A 16,599-nucleotide genomic window follows, 5' to 3' on the forward strand; every position below is an offset into this window, starting at 1 on the left:
CAAAGGACAGACATGAGCTACGACTACATCATCGTCGGCGCGGGCTCGGCCGGCTGCATCCTCGCGAATCGCCTGAGCGAATCGGGCCGGCACTCGGTGCTGCTGCTCGAAGCGGGCGAACGCGACGCGTCGTTCTGGTTCAAGGTGCCGGTCGGCTTCACGAAGACCTACTACAACCGCCGCTACAACTGGATGTACTACAGCGAGCCCGAGGCGCAACTCGCCGATCGCAAGCTGTACTGCCCGCGCGGCAAGGTGGTCGGCGGGTCGGGCTCGATCAACGCGATGGTCTACGTGCGCGGCCAGCGCGGCGACTACGACGACTGGGCGGCCGCCGGCAATCCGGGCTGGGCGTACGACGACGTGCTGCCGTACTTCCGCAAGCTCGAAACCCACGCGGCCGGCGCGACCGATCCGCAGCATCACGGCGCGACGGGGCCGATCCACATCACGTCGATGAAGGTCGACGTGCATCCGATCGTCCACGAGTTCCTGAAGGGCTGCAGCGAACTGAACCTGCCGCGCACCGACGATTTCAACGGCGCGCAGTTCGAAGGCGCGGGCATCTACGACCTGAACACGAAGCACGGCGAGCGCTGCTCCAGCAGCTTCGCGTACCTGCGTCCCGCGCTGGGCCGCGCGAACCTCACGCTGCGCTCGGGCGTGCTCGTGCGGCGCGTGACGTTCGACGGCACGCGCGCGACCGGCGTGGTCGTCGCGGGCGAGCACGGCGACGAAACGCTCATCGCCACACGCGAGGTGATCCTCGCGGCCGGCGCGGTCGATACGCCGAAGCTGCTGCAACTGTCGGGCGTCGGCGATCCGGCGCTGCTCGCACGCCAGCGCGTGCCGCTCGTGCATGCGCTGCCGGCCGTCGGCCGCAACCTGCAGGACCACCTGTGCGTGAGCTTCTACTTCAAGGCGAACCGGCCGACGCTGAACGACGAGATGGGCACCCTGCTCGGCAAGATGAAGATCGGGCTGCGCTACCTGCTGACGAAACGCGGCCCGCTCGCGATGAGCGTGAACCAGGCGGGCGGCTTCTTCCGCGGCACGGCCGATGCGCAGGAGCCGAACATTCAGCTTTACTTCAACCCGCTGTCGTACCGGATCCCGAAGAGCGACCGCGCGAGCATCAAGCCCGAGCCTTACTCCGGATTCCTGATCGCATTCAACCCGTGCCGGCCGACGAGCCGCGGCACGATCGAGATCGCATCGAACCGCGCGGAAGACGCCGCGAAGATCCACATCAACGCGCTCACCACGCAGAAGGATCTCGACGAGGCCGTGCAGGGCAGCAAGGTGATTCGTGCACTGATGCGCGCGCCGGCGCTGAAGTCGATGACCGTCGAGGAAATCTCGCCGGGGCCGCAAGTCGATTCCGACGAGGCGATGCTGCAATATTTCCGCGAGCAGTCGGGTTCGATCTACCACCTGTGCGGCTCGTGCGCGATGGGGCCGGACGCGGCGACGTCGGTGGTCGATGCGTCGCTGCGCGTGCACGGGCTGCAGGCGCTGCGGATCGTCGATGCGTCGGTGTTCCCGAACATCACGTCGGGCAACATCAACGCGCCGACGATGATGGTCGCGGAGAAAGGTGCGGATCTGGTTCTGGCCGATGCGGGGCACGGCGACGCGGCTGCTGTGAGAGCAAGCGAACGGGAAACGGTCACGCATTAAGGCGGCTGCGTTCTCGACGATGCGGGCCGGCGCGCGCGATGTGGTTGCGTGCCGGCCCGGCGATCGGCTTCACGATGCGACTCAACTCAACGTAACTCAACTCAACGCAACGTCAACGCCGCGACTACGCCCAATAGGACAACACGATCAACGGGTCGCCCCCTTCCTTCGTTGCTCGCCAGTTGATGAACGCGCTGCACTCGACGAGCGCGGCGAATATCTCCGGATTGCGATCCTTCAACGCTCCCGCATCGTCGATCCGCAGCGACACGATGCCGTGCTCGTAGCAATAGTCGCTCATGCAATCGTTCCATGCATCCATGTTCCGGCCGTAGTAACCCGGAAATCCGAATTCGCTCGCGAAGTAGTCGTGAAACTTCGCCCAATCGCCAAGCGTTTTTCCGTCCACGCTGAATCGGTTCATCGAGCCCTCTCGTTCATCGGAAAATCACTACCGCCGTTCGTTTTTCACGCCCCGAAGGCCGGTTCGCCAGCATCGAACAGGTCACGCCCGCCCGGGCCGATCCCGCAGATCGTCGACACACTGCAGTGAACCGCATCTCGTCCTTCAATTCACCTCCAATCCCGCGCCCCGCTCCGCACCTCCACCTCGTCGAACACCCGCACGATGTGATCGATCATCGCGCTCATCCGCGCGGTATGCCGCAAATCCTTGTGCGTCACCATCCAGACTTCGTAAGGACGCGCTGACGTACGCGCCGGCCACACGCGCACCAGCGCATCGCGTTCCGCGATCGGCACCGGGAGTTCGGCGAGCCCGAGCCCGGCGCGCGCCGCCGCACGCAACATCAGGTTCGAATTCAGCCCCGACACGATCCGCCCCGCGCGCACCGGTTCGCCGACGACCATAAGCGGGCCGCGCGCACTCAGGTGCGGCAGGAAGCACACGAGGTCATGCCCTTCGAAGCCGGTGCCGGGCACTGGTTCGCCATGCCGCTCCAGGTATTCCTCCGACGCGTACAACCCCGTCGGCCACGCGGCGAGCCGGCGCGTGAACAGATCGGGATTGTCGGGCTTGATCGTACGGATCGCGATGTCCGCCTCGCGCTTGGCGAGGTTCTCCACCTGCGTCGACGTGTTGAGCAGCACACGCACGTCCGGATGCTCGTCGTGGAGGTTGCGCATCGCGCGCATCACGAATTCGAGCCCGATCGTATCGGTCGTCGTCACGCGCACGTCGCCCGCGAGGCGCCGGTCGACGCCCTGGGTCTGCCGCACCAGGTCGATCGCCGACTGCTCCATCTTCTCCACGTTGCGCAGCGCGACCTCGCCCACCGCGGTCGGCACGTACCCGGCCGACGTGCGCAGGAACAGCGTCGCGCCGAGCGCGCGCTCGAGTGCCGCGAGCCGCCTGCCGACCGTCGCCTGGTCGAGCCCGACCGCCCGCGCGGCGCCGCGCAGGCTGCGCTCCCGTTGGATCGCGAGAAAAATCCGTGCGTCGTCCCAGTTCAAGCGGCTTCTCCGGTGTGATGCAAATTTGCATCTGTGGTCGTGAAAATCGCTGCGCGAATTCATCAAGGCCAAAGCCTATACTTTTTTCACCGACCACTCATTTGTCTTTTAGAGGTAAACATGTCCGATACGCTCTCTCCCGTTCCCGCCGACATGGCGGCAGTCGAAATCACGCGCCCCGGCGGCCCCGAAGTCCTCGCGACCGCACGCCGCCCCGTGCCGCGGCCGAAGGCCGACGAAGTGCTGATCCGGGTTCACGCCGCCGGCGTGAACGGCCCGGACGTGCTGCAACGCAAGGGGCGCTACAACCCGCCGCCCGGCGCATCCGACATCCCGGGCCTGGAAATCGCGGGCGAAGTCGTCGCGACCGGCGAAGCCGTGCACGACTTCGTGCCGGGCGACCGGGTCGGCGCGCTGGTAACGGGCGGCGGCTATGCGGAATACGCGGTCGCCCATCGCCTCACGACGATGAAACTGCCGCCCGGCCTCGACATGATCGAAGCCGCGGCGCTGCCGGAAACGTTCCTGACGGTCTGGCTGAACCTGATCCAGCGCGGGCGGCTGCAGGCGGGCGAATCGGTGCTGATCCACGGCGGCGCGTCGGGCATCGGCACCACCGCGACGATGATCGCGAAAGCGATGGGCGCGTCGACCGTCATCACGACGGTCGGCTCGGAAGCGCATCGCGCCGCGAGCCTGCGGCTCGGCGCGGATCACGCGGTGCATTACCGGGAAGAAGATTTCGTCGCCGAAGTCGACAGGATCACCGCCGGCAAGGGCGTGGACGTGATCCTCGACATCGTCGCGGGCGACTACGTCGCGCGCAATTACCGGGCCGCGGCGATGAACGGGCGGATCCTGCAGGTCAGCGCGCTGAACGGGCCGGCGAAGGAACTCGACGTGTGGCCGATGATGACCAAGCGCCTCACGCACATCGGTTCGACGCTGCGCTCGCGCACGCCGGAGGAGAAGGGCGCGCTCATCGCCGAACTCGAACGGCACCTGTGGCCGCACGTCGCCGCGGGCACGGTCAAGCCGCAGGTGTTCCGCACCTTCCCGCTCGACGACGCACGCGGCGCGCACGTACTGATCGATTCGGGCGTGCACGTCGGCAAGATCGTGCTGACGACGGCCGCGCACCGCGCGCAGTGAGCGCAGTACGCGGCTGGGGCGGCGTGGCGCGCGTCAGTTCACGCTCGTGCGCTTCTCGACGAACCGCCGCACATAATCGTCCGCCGGACGCGACAGGATGTCGTCCGGCGTGCCGACCTGCACGAGCGCGCCGTCGCGCAGGATCGCGATCCGGTCGCCGATGCGCAGCGCCTCGTCGAGATCGTGCGTGATGAACACGATCGTCTTCGACAGCGTCGCCTGCAGTTCGAGCAGCTGATCCTGCATCTCGGTGCGGATCAGCGGATCGAGCGCGGAGAACGCCTCGTCCATCAGCAGCACGTCGGTATCGGCCGCCAGCGCGCGCGCCAGCCCGACACGCTGCCGCATCCCGCCCGACAGCTCGTCCGGATAATGGTCGCCGTAGCCGTCGAGCCCGACCTTCGTCAGCCAGTTGCGCGCGGCCTCGGCCGCGTCGTGGCGCTTTTCGCCGCGCGTGCGCAGCGCATACGCGGCGTTGTCGAGCACGGTCTGGTGCGGCAGCAGCCCGAAGTTCTGGAACACCATGCTGACCTTGAAGCGGCGCAGCTCGCGCAGCCCGTACGCATCGAGCTTGATCACGTCGCTGCCGTCGATCACGATCTCGCCGGCCGTCGGCTCGATCAGCCGGTTGAAGTGCCGCACGAGCGTCGATTTCCCGGAGCCCGACAGCCCCATGATCACGAAGATCTCGCCCGACTCGATGCCGAGGCTCACGTCGTTGAGCCCGACGTTGCAGCCCGTTTCGGCCAGCACGTCGGCCTTGCGCTTACCCGAGCGCAGCAGGTCGAGCACGCGCGCATGCGCGGCCTGCGGCCCGAACAGCTTGTACACGTGTTTGACGTCGATGGTCGCCATGTCTGCCTCCGTTCCTATGCGCGCGACGATTGCGTCGCCTGATTCGAATCGACGCCCGCCGACTGCGCCTTGCGCGGCAGCCGGTACGGCACGCGCGATGCGCCCTTCTGCCGGCGCTGCTGCGCGAGCCGGCGGCGCGCACGCCGCTCCTGGCCGAAGCCCTGGCTGATCCGGTCGATCACGATCGCGAGGATCACGATCGCGAGGCCGGCCTGCGTGCCCTTGCCGACGTCGAGCGTCTGGATGCCCGCGAGCACGTCCTCGCCGAGCCCGCGCGAGCCGATCATCGACGCAATCACGACCATCGACAGCGCCATCATCGTCGTCTGGTTGATGCCGGCCATGATGCTCGGCCGAGCGAGCGGCAGCTGCACGTTGACGAGCAATTGCCAGCGCGTCGTGCCGAACGCGCGCGCGGCTTCCGTCACGTCCGGATCGACCTGGCGGATGCCGAGATCGGTCAGGCGGATCAGCGGCGGCAGCGCGTAGATGATCGTCGCGAGAATCGCAGGCACCTTGCCGAGCCCGAACAGCATCAGCACCGGGATCAGGTACACGAAGCTCGGCAGCGTCTGCATCACGTCGAGCACGGGCAGCAGCATCCGGCGCAGCCATGCGCTGCGCGAGGCGAGGATGCCGGCCGGCACGCCGATCGCGACGGACAGCACCGTCGCGACGAGCATCAGTGCGAGCGTCTGCATCAGCTTGTCCCACAGGCCGAAGCAGCCGATCGCGTAGAGCAGCAGCATGAAGAGCGCGCCGAGGCCGATACGGCGCGTCGCGTTCCACGCGATTGCGCCGACGACCAGCAGCACGAGCCACGGCGGCGCGACGCGCAGCGCGCCTTCGAGCGGCACGAGCAGGTAGCGCAACACGAGCGCGCTGAAGTGATGGAAGCTGTCGCCGTATTGCGCGACGAACGTCTCGAGCGCGCTGTTCACCCAGTCGGCGATCGACAGGTGCAGAAAGAAGCCGTTCATGTAGATTCTCCGTCGCGCCGCGAAGGCGCGTGACGGCGGCGGCGGGCGCGGGCCTGCCGCCGCGCGCAGGTTACGCGCCCTTCAGGCTGCCGGCGATCTTCTGCGCGACGTCGGCCGGCACCCACTGCTTCCACATGTCCTGGCGGGTCTTCAGGAACTGCGTGGCCATCGCCGCGCCGTCGATCTTCTTCGTCGTCATCTCGAGGATCGTCTGGTTCAGGAAGTCCATCGGGAAACGCACCTTGCCGAATACGCCGACGAGATCGGGATTCGCATCGGCGAACGGTTTCGACACGCCGACCGTCAGCCGCGACACCATGTACGACGACGCGCACTGGTGCGTGCTGCTCTCGTCGCGCAGCGTCTTCCAGCATGCTTCGTTATAGGTCGGCATCTTCAGCGCCGTGAACTTGTATTTCGCCATCAGCGCGGCCGGGCCCCAGTAATAGAACACGATCGGCGCGCCGCGCTGGTACGCGGACGCGATCGCCGCATCGAGCGCCGCGCCGGTGCCCGGATGGAAGTTCGTGTACGACTGGTCGAGCTTCAGCACCTTCAGCAGGCGCGTGTTCACGCGCTCGCAGTCCCAGCCCGTCGGGCAGTTCAGGAAGCGGCCCTTGTCCGGTTCCTCCTCGTCGGCGAACACCTGCTTGAACTTCGGCAGATCGTCGACCGACACGAGTCCGGGCGCGACCGGCTTGATGTTGCGGGCCGGATCGCCCTTCACCACGTAGTCGGGCACGAACCAGCCTTCGGTCGTGCCGCCCGGCAGCGTGTCGCCGATCAGCTTCACGGCGCCCGACGAAACGGCCTTCGCGGTGATCTCGCTGCGGCCCGTCCACTGCTCGGCCCAGATCTGCAGGTCGTTGCGCGCGAGCGCCGTTTCGGTGGCGGCCGTGCTGCCCGGCACGACGTCCGTCTTGCAGCCGTAGCCCTTCTCCATGATCTGCCGCAGCACTTCGGTCGCAAACGACCCGCTCTCCCACGTGATGCCCGCGAAATGGACCGTCTTGCCGTCCGCGCACGCGCCGCCGGCCGCATGGGCCGCGGGCGCGGACAGGATCGCCGCGGCGGCGAGAAGGACCGTTTTCAGTCGTCGAATCTGCATGGTGGGTCGTCTCCAAATCGAATCTGTTGTTTGTGCGTCGCGGCATGCGCGGCGACCGGCGAATCGTGCATCCCGCCACGTCCGGTCAGCCTGCATGTTTCAGCGGCCAATATGTTTAGGGAAACGAGTAATTCCGATCATTGCAATCGGCAGCGTCAATCGATCGCCGGGTGCCCCGCGAGGCCCGCCGGACGGGCCCCTCAGCCGATTCATCGTGCCCGCGCACGGCCCGGGACGGGCTGCATCGAGCCTTGTTCGGGTACAGCGCGACCCGCGTTGAAGCGCGGCACCGCGCACACCGTCCCGACTGTCGAAACGGCCCGCCGCGCCCCCATTGGCGAACCCGATCCCATCCATCGAAATTACTCGCTTTCGAATCCGTTTCGGCTTGGGAAGAATGCGCGGTGTCATCGGAGGAGACACGACCCGACCCAGCCGGTCGCCGCGCCGCCGCGCAATGCGCGTTTCCGGCGCCGCGCGCGCTGCGCCGGGTCGCCCCGGATGACGGGGCGCGCCTCGCCGGACGCGCTCACGACAACCGATACAAGAAGCTGGATATCCCGGAGATCTCTCAATGAAAAAGACCCTGACGGCGCTCGCCGTAACGGCAACCTTCGCAGCCCCCGCGTTCGCGCAAAGCAGCGTCACGCTGTACGGCGTGATCGACGAAGGCCTGAACTACACGAACAACGTCGGCACCGGCCACGTCTACGAGATGGCGAGCGGCTACGCGCAAGGCAGCCGCTGGGGCCTGAAGGGCAGCGAAGATCTGGGCGGCGGCATGAAGGCGATCTTCCAGCTCGAGAACGGCTTCGACGTGAACACCGGCCGGCTCAACCAGGGCGGCCGCATGTTCGGCCGCCAGGCGTACGTCGGCCTGAGCCAGACGCAGTACGGCACGCTTACGTTCGGCCGCCAGTACGACTCCGTGGTCGACTATCTCGCGCCGACCACGGCCAACGGCAACTGGGGCGGCTACCTGCTCGCGCATCCGTTCGACAACGACAACACCGACAACTCGTTCCGCCTCGACAACACGGTGAAGTACGCGAGCCCGAACTTCGGCGGCTTCCAGTTCGGCGGCGCATACAGCTTCAGCAACAGCACGAACTTCTCGGACAACCGCGCGTACAGCTTCGGCGCGCAATACCAGAACAACGGGCTGCTGATCGGCGCCGCCTACCTGCAGGCGAACCATCCGGGCGATGGCTCGGCCGGCGCGATCACTGCGAATGACGCGAGCTACATCGCCGAGCGCATGCGCGTGTTCGGCGCGGGCATCAACTACACGTTCGGGCCCGCGACGGTCGGCTTCGCGTACACGAACTCGAACTACAAGAACCCGACCGGCAACGGCTACCTCGGCACGCCGGGCGCGATCATCGCACCGGGGGCGACGGTCAGCGCGATCAAGTACCAGAACTTCGAGGTGAACGGTGCGTACCAGATCACGCCGGCGTTCATGGTCGGCGCGCAGTACGTGCTGTCGCTCGAGAAGTACGACGCATCGACCGGCGACGCGAAGCCGAAGATCCACTCGGTCGGGCTGATGGCCGACTACAACCTGTCGAAGCGCACCGACGTGTACGTGCAGGCCGCGTACCAGCACATCGCCGGCGACAAGACGAACTCGATCCTCGACAACGCGTTCATCCCCGGCACCGACGCGCCGTCGTCGACGTCGAACCAGGTGGCCGTGCGTCTCGCGCTGCGCCACAAGTTCTGACGCAACCCGGTTCTCCGTTCTTCACGCGACACCCGCGCCGCTCGGCCCGTGGTGTCTTCGCCCGCCCGCAAGCGCCAGCCTGCCGGCGGTTTTTTTCATGCGCGGCGCAACGCGTGACCGACCGGTGCCGCCGGAACGGGTATGCGACACCGCTCGATCGTTTCATCAAGCGGGTCGCGTCACGGCCTTCAGCGCGCGTGCCGGACGGCGCGCGGTTCTAGCGCGTGGTCGGCCGCGGCAGGACAAGAACCATAATAAATCGGCCAGAGCCCGGCCGTATCGCTCGACGACACCGGCCGGCCTGACCGCAAGCCCCGCGTACGACTCGTCGATCGGATCAGTCGAGATAATCGGCGTATTCCTTGCGCCTATAGCCGGCAAGCGTCTGCCACGGCAAGGCATCGCGCGCGGCCGGTGCCGGCGTCAACGTCAGCTTGCGCACGACGCGGCCGTCGGCACTCCGGTATTCGACCGACAGCGGCGCCTGCAGCTTCTCGCTCCACAGGATCCGGTTCACCCCGCGCGCGCCGGGCGTATCGACCGCCTGCTCGTACCAGAGCGTACCGGGCGCGTCGCCGCGCTTGGCGACCGCGAGCCGCTTCAGCTGCGACGGCGGCGTCACGTAATACGCGTTGTCCCACGAGCCGTCGAAACCGGTGGTTTCGTACTCGGCCGGCGGCACGCCGACGACCGTCCGGTTCGCCGCATCGACGTACTCGATGCGCGCCGTCTTGCCGTCGTAAGTCACGTGCCGCGCGGCCGCCTGGAAGTTGAAGTGCTTGTGGCCTGCATGGGCGGCGGCCGGCTGCACGCCGGCGCGGCGGCCCGCGTCGTGGTCATGATCGTGATCGTCGCCATGACCGCCGCCGCCGGCCGCTGCAGCGGGCAGCACGCGCTCGACCCACACGTGCCCGTCGCGCCGCACCATCCGTTCGCGATACAGCGTCGTGCGCGTCACGCCGTCGGCCGTCACCGTGCGGCTCTCGTGCAGCAGCACGGCGTCGAGATCGGCCGCTGCGAAAGCCGGCAGTGCAGCCACCCCGCAAGCGAGCACACAGAGGATCTGGCGTTTCATCGAGCGTTCCCGTTCATCGTGCAATCACCGGCGTCAGAAACCGAACGCCGAGCGCACGAGACCAAACACCTTCGTGTTGTCGATCGTGCCCTTGAACGCCTTCGCATCCGCGCCGTCGGCGAACAGCATCACGTCGCCGCCGCCGTGCGTCTCCGAACCCGCGCTGCCCATCCGCACGCCGACTTCCTGCAGATACGCGTCGTTCGTCGCGGTGGCCGAATCGACCGACGCGCGCACGTTCGGCCGGTTCGCGCCGTTACCGAACACCAGCGTCGTGTAGGTATTGCCGTCGGCGTCCTTGCTCGGCTGGCCGTCGCGATAGTTGCGGCTGATGTCGAGAATCGGGTTGCCGCGCTTCGAGTAGCCGTTGATCGTCATCGTGTGGTCGTGGTCGGCCGTCACGACGATCAGCGTGTTCGACAGGTCGACCTTCGACAGCGCGACGCGGATCGCTTCGTCGAATGCCGCCGTGTCCTCGAGCGCGCGCTTCGCGTTGGTGCCGTGCAGCGCGTGATCGATCCGACCGCCTTCGACCATCAGGAAATAGCCGTTCGAATTCTTCGACAGCACGTCGATCGCCTTCGACGTCATCTCGGCGAGGCTCGGCTGCGACGGGCCTTCACCCTTGCCCGCGACGCGGTCCAGTTCGTACTCGAGATGGCTCGTCGAGCTGAACAAACCGACCAGCTTGCCGTTGCCGGCCTGCGCGAGCTGATCCTTCGTGGCGACGACCGTGTAGCCCTTCGCCTTCATCTCGTTGAGCAGGTTGCGGCCGTCCGCGCGGCCGCGCTTGTTGGCCACCGGGTCGAACGGCGTCCAGTGGTTGCGGCCGCCGCCCATCAGCACGTCGACGCCGTCGCCGAGCGCCGTGTTGTAGCCCGCGCCGCCCGGCGCCGCCTGCGCGGCGATGTCGTACTGCGCGTCGCGATGGCAGATGTGCGAATAGGTCGCGGCCGGCGTCGCGTGCGTGAGCTCGGTCGTCGTGACCGCGCCGACCGCCTTGCCGCGCGCCTTCGCCAGCTCCAGCAGCGTCGCGACCGGCTGGCCGTTGCCCGGCGCGCAGTTGTTGACCGTCTTGTTGCCGTTCACGTCGGTGCCCGGCGCGACCGCGCGCGTGTCGGACGACATCGACAGCACTTCGTTGTTCATCTTCACGCCGGTCATGTAGGCGGCCATCGACGGCGCGCTGTCGGTGGTCTGCGCGTCGTTCGAGAAGGTCTTGATGCGCGCGGTGCGCGCCAGCTTCTCCATCGTCAGTTGTCCTGACTCACCGACCTTGTAGATCCGGCTCGCCGTCACGGTCGTCGGCCCCATGCCGTCGCCGAGAAAGAAAATCACGTTCTTCGCCTGGCCGGCGGCCTGCGCCGCGCCGCACGCGAAACCCGCGACGGCCAGCGCCGCCGCGATGCACTTGATGGTCGACATCCTGTATTCCCCTGTACCCGTATGGTCGGCGCTCACAGCTGCACCGCGTTGCGCACCAGCTCGAAGACCTTGTTGTTCTCGATCACGCCGTGGAACGCATCCGCGCCGCGGCCGATCGCACCGAGGAACACATCGGTGCCGCCGTGCGTCTCGTTGCCCTTGTCCATCCGCACGACCGCCTCCTGGCGATAGTCGTCGGCACCCGTCACCGCATCGGTGAGCGCGGTGCCCGCGCGGCTGCCCTGCACGCGGTTCTCGCCGTTGCCGAAGCCGATGATCGTGTACGGCGCGCCGTCCGCGTCCTTCGCGACCGCACCCGTCTGGTAGCTGCGCAGCACGCCCAGCACGCCGGGCTTGCCCGCCTCGGTCTTGCCGGTGCGCGCCGCATAACCGTTCAGCACCAGCGTGTGGTCATGATCGGCCGTGACGACAATCAGCGTGTTCTTCAGGTCGGGATCGGTCTTGCGCACCTTGTCGATCGTCGCCTTGATCGCGTTGTCGAACGCGACCGTGTCCTGCAGCGCGCGCTTCGCATTGGTGTCGTGCAGCGCGTGGTCGATCCGGCCGCCTTCGACCATCAGGAAATAGCCGTTCGAATTCTTCTGCAGCACGTCGAGCGCGCGCGTCGCCATGTCGGTGAGGCTCGGCTCCTTGGTCGCGCCGCGATCGAGGTCGTAGCTCATGTGGCTCGACGAGAACAGGCCGACCAGCTTGCCGCTCTTCGTCGCATCGGCCGCCAGCAGGTCGTCGCGGTTCTGCGCGAACGCATAGCCCTTCGCCTTCAGCTCGTTGACCAGGTTGCGCCCGTCGGTGCGCTTGCCGCCGCCGTCCTTCGACACGAAGAATTGCGTGCCGCCGCCGAGCACGACGTCGACGCCGTCGCCCAGCGCGCCGTTGTAACCCGCGCCGCCCGGCACGAGCTGCGCCGCGATGTCGTTCTCTGCGTCGCGGTGGCACACGTGTGCGTAGGTTGCAGCAGGCGTCGCGTGCGTGACGCGCGTGGTCGTCACGACGCCGGTGGCCAGCCCCTGCGCCTTCGCGATCTCCAGCAGCGTCGTCGCCGATTTGCCATTGTTCGCGCCGCAGTTGCCGGTCAGGCTCGCGCTCGGCTCGATCGCCTTCGTGTCGGGCGACATCGAGATCACTTCGTTGTTGGTCTTCACGCCGGTCATGTACGCCGACATCGACGGTGCGCTGTCCGTCACCTGCGCATCGTTCGAATAGGTCTTCACGAACGCGGTTTCCGGCAGCGTATCGATCGTGAGCGCGCCGTCTTCACCGACGCCGTAGATGCGTGCGGCCGTCAGCGTCGTCATCCCCATCCCGTCGCCGAGGAAGAAGATCACGTTGCGCGCCAGCGGCTTCATCGGGCCGGGTGCCGTACTGGTCGGGCCGTCGTCGCTGCCGCATCCGGCCAGCGCAAAGGCGCCGGCACACAGCAGCGCCGCCATTTTGATTCGATTCATGTACCGGTTCTCCCCGCCGTTGATGCTTTCGAAATGAAAGGCGATGGTAGGAACCCGATGTGACGTCAATATGAATGGTAATTGGAAGACGTCGAATGAATTATGAAAGGAGACGGCGAGGCGCCACGGTCGGGCGCCGCGCCCGCGGCGGCGTCATTCCGCGTGTTCGGCGACGATACTGCGCACGGTCACGATGCGTGCAGGCGGAATGTTTGCCCAGACGATCCGGCTGCCGCAGGCAACAAATGCCGAATCGCCGAGCGGATGACGGCCGGGCGGCCGCAGGTCGTACGTGAACTGGATCATCACGCCGTCGGTCGACAGCACGCGATGACATTGATCGACGATCGCCGCCACATCCTGGCGCGGCAGCGTGCGCAGCGGCAGGCAGGACACGATCGCGTCGACCGGCACGTCGGGCGGCAGCAGCCGCTCGAGCTGCCGCGCGTCGCCCGATACGATCGAGATACCGGGAAAGCGGCGGCGCAGGTGCTGCACGAACGCCGGCGCCCGCTCGACCACGACGAGGCGCTCCGGCGCGACGCCGCGTTCGAGCAACGCCGCGGTGATCGCACCGGTGCCGCCGCCGAGTTCGACGACGAGCCCGTCGCCGTCCGGCACAGCGTCGGCCATCTCGCGCGCCAGATGCCGCGAACTCGGGCACAACGCGCCTACCGCGGCCGGACGGCCGACCCACTCTCGCACGAACAGTGCCGAGACACGCAACGCGTTCGGCCAGATCATCGGCCCACCTTGCGCGGTTGCGCCGTCAGCTTCGGCGTGCCAATGACTGCCTGTAACAGGGCTACGACGCCACGGGGCTCTTTCACGTGCATCCTCCTGAACAATCGGTCCGCCGCGCACGCGCGGCGCTCAATCGATTCTAGGAAATGCTAACTTAAGGCGACGTGAAGATTGTCCCTTATTGCGCCGCCGATGCCGGCCGTGCAACCGGCGGCTGCCCGCTCAGCGGCCGACCCGCCGCCGAAGCTGCGCAGGATACCGCGCGCCGACGATCGTGACCTGCCGCAGGGCTGTCTCGATCGCCGACGGTTCGCCGCTCGACGGTTCGCGCCGCCTTACCGCCTCACCACCTCACCGCCTCACCGCCCCGCCGCCTTACCGTCTCACCGCAGGTTGGTCCGCGCCAGCTCGACGATCTCGTCGCCGCGCCCGCTGAGGATCGCGCGCAGCATGAACAGGCTGAAGCCCTTCGCATGCGCGAACTCGATCTTCGGCGGCATCGCCAGTTCGTACTTCGACGTCACGACGTCGACGACCGCCGGCCCGTCGTGCGCGAACGCGGTGCGCAGCGCGTGCTCGACGTTCTCCGAATGCTCGACGCGCACGCTGAAGATCCCCGCGCCCTTCGCGATCGCCGCGAAGTCGGTCGGGCTCAGGTCGACGTTTGTGTCGAGATAGCCGGCCGCCTTCAGCTCCATCGACACGAAGCCGAGCAGGCTGTTGTTGTAGACGACGATCTTGATCGGCAGCTTGAGCTGGCGTGCGGTGAGCAGATCGCCGAGCAGCATCGACAGCCCGCCGTCGCCCGACAGCGACACGACCTGCCGCCCCGGATGCGCGCCCTGCGCGCCGAGCGCCTGCGGCATCGCGTTCGCCATCGAGCCGTGATTGAACGAACCGTGCAGCTGGCGCTTGCCGTTCATCGTCAGGTAGCGCGCGGCCCACAGCGTCGGCGTGCCGACGTCGGCCGTGAAGATCGCGTCGTCGGCCGCGACTTCGTCGACGATCTTCGTCAGGTATTGCGGATGGATCGCGCGGCCCGGCGGCTCGGCCACCGCGAGATCGTCGAGGCCCTTGCGCGCGGCCGCGTAGTGCTTCAATGCGTTCTCGAGGAAGCGCCGCTGCGTCTTGCGCGTGAGGCGCGGCAGCAGCGCGGCGACCGTTTCCTTCACGGTGCCGACGAGCCCGAGCGCGAGCGGCGCGCGATGGCCGAGCTGCGAGCCCTTCCAGTCGATCTGCGCGACCTTCGCATTCGTCGGATAGAACGGCCGGTACGGGAAGTCCGTGCCGAGCATCAGCAGCGTGTCGCACGATTCCATCGCGTGATAGCCGGAGCTGAAGCCGATCAGCCCCGTCATCCCGACGTCGAACGGGTTGTCCCATTCGACGAACGGCTTGCCGCGCAGCGCATGCACGACCGGCGCGCCGAGCGTGTCGGCCAGCGCGACCACTTCGTCGTGCGCGCCCTGCGTGCCGCTGCCGCACAGCAGCGTGACCGCGTCCGACGCATTGAGTAGCGCCGCGAGCCGGTCGAGATCGGCGTCCGCCGGCAGGATCGACGGCGGCGCCGATTCGCTCCACGCGGGCGCTTCTTCCGGGCCGTCGCCGAGCGCGATGTCGCCCGGCAGCACGATCACCGCGACGCCGCGTTCCTCGATCGCGGTGCGCATCGCGCGCGCGAGCACGCGCGGGAACTGCGATGCGTTCGTCACGAGTTCCGCGAAATGGCTGCATTCACGGAACAGGTCCTGCGGATGGGTTTCCTGGAAGTAGCCGAGGCCGATCTCGGTCGACGGAATGTGCGCGGCGATCGCGAGCACCGGCTGGTGATTGCGGTGGCAGTCGTACAGCCCGTTGATCAGGTGCAGGTTGCCGGGGCCGCAGCTGCCCGCGCACACCGCGAGCCGTCCGGTCGACGCGGCATCCGCGCCCGCGGCGAACGCCGCGCTTTCCTCGTGCCGCGTATGCATCCAGCGGATCGAGCCGATCTGGCCCAGGCTGAACGACAAGCCGTTCAGGCTGTCTCCCGTCACGCCCCAGATGCGCTCGACGCCCGCTGCTGCCAGCGTCTTCGCCAGGTATTCCGCCATCGTCTGTCTAGCCATCATGCCCTCGCTCGTTGATCGGTCGTCACACGATTGAATCGGCTCAGGCAGCCGCCTTCGCCGCTGACCGAACGAGCATACGCGATCGTGCCGCGCGGCGTCGTGAAGACGCGGGCGCCCCGCGCGGCAACGCGCAGCGACCGGACCCGCGGCAGTCGGTCCTTTTCGACGGCGTCGGGCAATCGTCGGCACGTTGTCACCGTTTCGTCTGAAGCCTGAAACCGGACGGGGCACCGGCGGCCCCGCGCTCAGCCCCAGTCGGACGCCGACTCGTCCGGATCGACGAGCGTCAGCCCGGCCGCCGGCAGCGGCAGCGCGGTCTTGTAGCGCACCTGCTTCAGCGCGAAGCTCGACCGGATGTTCGACACGCCGGGAATCGTCGTCAGCCGCTCGATGATGAAGCGCTCGAGCGTACGCATGTCGGGCATCACGACGCGCAGCAAATAGTCGGCATCGCCCGACATCAGGTAACACTCCATCACCTCGGGCCGCTGCGAGATCGCCTCCTCGAAACGCTGCAGCGCATCCTCGACCTGCTTCTCGAGGCTGACCTGGATGAACACGTTGATCCGCAGCCCGAGCGGCTCGGGATCGAGCAGCGTGACCTGCTGGCGGAACAACCCGAGCTTCTCCAGCGCGCGCACGCGATTGAAGCACGGCGTGGCGGACAGGTTCACCGCGCGCGCGAGCTCCGCGTTCGTGATGCGCGCGTTCTGCTGCAGCTGGTTCAGGATGCCGATGTCGATGCGGTCGAGCCGACGCGGGTTTGCGCTCATGGTCGAAATATTCCGGAAGAGTGGCCACAACCGG

Annotated in this window: 14 protein-coding genes; 3 read left to right on the top strand and 11 right to left on the bottom strand. The window is 67.3% G+C overall.

Translation table 11 applies throughout. The annotated features are described in order from the left end of the window. Positions 1–12: 12 nt before the first annotated feature. Positions 13–1,680: a GMC family oxidoreductase gene (locus tag U4Y91_RS01900; protein WP_321802868.1), complete on the top strand. Its 1,668-nt coding sequence runs from the start codon at positions 13–15 to the stop codon at positions 1,678–1,680. Positions 1,681–1,804: 124 nt separating this feature from the next. On the opposite strand, the gene U4Y91_RS01905 is transcribed toward U4Y91_RS01900, so the two are convergent. After that, positions 1,805–2,104 (bottom strand): barstar family protein, encoded by a 300-nt coding sequence (locus U4Y91_RS01905; RefSeq protein ID WP_321802869.1) that lies wholly within the window; start codon positions 2,102–2,104, stop codon positions 1,805–1,807. A 149-nt stretch (positions 2,105–2,253) separates the two neighbouring features. Further along, a complete protein-coding gene (locus U4Y91_RS01910) occupies positions 2,254–3,153 on the bottom strand; it encodes a LysR family transcriptional regulator (protein ID WP_321802871.1) in 900 nt (299 codons plus the stop codon). Between the two features lie 120 nt (positions 3,154–3,273). Between U4Y91_RS01910 and U4Y91_RS01915 the strand changes: the two genes are divergently transcribed. Continuing rightward, entirely contained in the window at positions 3,274–4,305 is a 1,032-nt protein-coding gene (locus tag U4Y91_RS01915) for an NAD(P)H-quinone oxidoreductase (protein ID WP_321802872.1), read from the top strand. Positions 4,306–4,338: 33 nt separating this feature from the next. Here U4Y91_RS01915 and U4Y91_RS01920 read toward each other — a convergent pair whose 3' ends face one another. The 3 genes from U4Y91_RS01920 to U4Y91_RS01930 all read right to left on the bottom strand — a co-directional run bounded on the left by U4Y91_RS01920 (position 4,339) and on the right by U4Y91_RS01930 (position 7,248). Beyond that, positions 4,339–5,160: a betaine/proline/choline family ABC transporter ATP-binding protein gene (locus U4Y91_RS01920; protein ID WP_321802874.1), complete on the bottom strand. Its 822-nt coding sequence runs from the start codon at positions 5,158–5,160 to the stop codon at positions 4,339–4,341. Between the two features lie 14 nt (positions 5,161–5,174). Beyond that, positions 5,175–6,140: a proline/glycine betaine ABC transporter permease gene (locus tag U4Y91_RS01925; RefSeq protein ID WP_321802876.1), complete on the bottom strand. Its 966-nt coding sequence runs from the start codon at positions 6,138–6,140 to the stop codon at positions 5,175–5,177. 70 nt (positions 6,141–6,210) lie between these two features. Next, positions 6,211–7,248, bottom strand: a complete 1,038-nt coding sequence (locus tag U4Y91_RS01930) for an ABC transporter substrate-binding protein (protein ID WP_321802877.1) — start codon at positions 7,246–7,248, stop codon at positions 6,211–6,213. 574 nt (positions 7,249–7,822) lie between these two features. Here U4Y91_RS01930 and U4Y91_RS01935 point away from each other — a divergent pair. After that, positions 7,823–8,974, top strand: a complete 1,152-nt coding sequence (locus U4Y91_RS01935) for a porin (RefSeq protein WP_321802879.1) — start codon at positions 7,823–7,825, stop codon at positions 8,972–8,974. A gap of 337 nt (positions 8,975–9,311) precedes the next feature. Here the strand turns inward: U4Y91_RS01935 and U4Y91_RS01940 are convergent, their stop codons facing one another. From U4Y91_RS01940 to U4Y91_RS01965, 6 genes are all read right to left on the bottom strand, one after another. Next, positions 9,312–10,049 (bottom strand): hypothetical protein, encoded by a 738-nt coding sequence (locus U4Y91_RS01940; protein WP_321802880.1) that lies wholly within the window; start codon positions 10,047–10,049, stop codon positions 9,312–9,314. Positions 10,050–10,082: 33 nt separating this feature from the next. Beyond that, entirely contained in the window at positions 10,083–11,474 is a 1,392-nt protein-coding gene (locus U4Y91_RS01945; protein WP_321802882.1) for an alkaline phosphatase, read from the bottom strand. A 32-nt stretch (positions 11,475–11,506) separates the two neighbouring features. Further along, complete coding sequence (locus tag U4Y91_RS01950; protein WP_321802884.1) at positions 11,507–12,940, bottom strand: alkaline phosphatase; 1,434 nt, start codon at positions 12,938–12,940, stop codon at positions 11,507–11,509. 153 nt (positions 12,941–13,093) lie between these two features. After that, positions 13,094–13,684 (bottom strand): class I SAM-dependent methyltransferase, encoded by a 591-nt coding sequence (locus U4Y91_RS01955; RefSeq protein WP_321802885.1) that lies wholly within the window; start codon positions 13,682–13,684, stop codon positions 13,094–13,096. A 383-nt stretch (positions 13,685–14,067) separates the two neighbouring features. Continuing rightward, positions 14,068–15,789: a ubiquinone-dependent pyruvate dehydrogenase gene (gene poxB / locus U4Y91_RS01960; protein WP_321803161.1), complete on the bottom strand. Its 1,722-nt coding sequence runs from the start codon at positions 15,787–15,789 to the stop codon at positions 14,068–14,070. Positions 15,790–16,037: 248 nt separating this feature from the next. Beyond that, complete coding sequence (locus U4Y91_RS01965) at positions 16,038–16,565, bottom strand: Lrp/AsnC family transcriptional regulator (RefSeq protein WP_124487053.1); 528 nt, start codon at positions 16,563–16,565, stop codon at positions 16,038–16,040. Positions 16,566–16,599: the final 34 nt, after the last annotated feature.

It is taken from the genome of Burkholderia sp. BCC1993, from assembly GCF_905339865.1.
Taxonomy (GTDB): Bacteria; Pseudomonadota; Gammaproteobacteria; order Burkholderiales; family Burkholderiaceae; genus Burkholderia.

Bases quoted from the DNA above. Each gene is read 5' to 3' on its own strand.
- U4Y91_RS01905 (WP_321802869.1), bottom strand. From the start codon at position 2,104: ATGAACCGATTCAGCGTGGACGGAAAAACGCTTGGCGATTGGGCGAAG.
- U4Y91_RS01925 (WP_321802876.1), bottom strand. From the start codon at position 6,140: ATGAACGGCTTCTTTCTGCACCTGTCGATCGCCGACTGGGTGAACAGC.
- U4Y91_RS01945 (WP_321802882.1), bottom strand. From the start codon at position 11,474: ATGTCGACCATCAAGTGCATCGCGGCGGCGCTGGCCGTCGCGGGTTTC.
- U4Y91_RS01915 (WP_321802872.1), top strand. From the start codon at position 3,274: ATGTCCGATACGCTCTCTCCCGTTCCCGCCGACATGGCGGCAGTCGAA.
- U4Y91_RS01965 (WP_124487053.1), bottom strand. From the start codon at position 16,565: ATGAGCGCAAACCCGCGTCGGCTCGACCGCATCGACATCGGCATCCTG.
- U4Y91_RS01940 (WP_321802880.1), bottom strand. From the start codon at position 10,049: ATGAAACGCCAGATCCTCTGTGTGCTCGCTTGCGGGGTGGCTGCACTG.
- U4Y91_RS01930 (WP_321802877.1), bottom strand. From the start codon at position 7,248: ATGCAGATTCGACGACTGAAAACGGTCCTTCTCGCCGCCGCGGCGATC.
- U4Y91_RS01920 (WP_321802874.1), bottom strand. From the start codon at position 5,160: ATGGCGACCATCGACGTCAAACACGTGTACAAGCTGTTCGGGCCGCAG.
- poxB (WP_321803161.1), bottom strand. From the start codon at position 15,789: ATGGCTAGACAGACGATGGCGGAATACCTGGCGAAGACGCTGGCAGCA.
- U4Y91_RS01900 (WP_321802868.1), top strand. From the start codon at position 13: ATGAGCTACGACTACATCATCGTCGGCGCGGGCTCGGCCGGCTGCATC.
- U4Y91_RS01935 (WP_321802879.1), top strand. From the start codon at position 7,823: ATGAAAAAGACCCTGACGGCGCTCGCCGTAACGGCAACCTTCGCAGCC.
- U4Y91_RS01950 (WP_321802884.1), bottom strand. From the start codon at position 12,940: ATGAATCGAATCAAAATGGCGGCGCTGCTGTGTGCCGGCGCCTTTGCG.
- U4Y91_RS01955 (WP_321802885.1), bottom strand. From the start codon at position 13,684: ATGATCTGGCCGAACGCGTTGCGTGTCTCGGCACTGTTCGTGCGAGAG.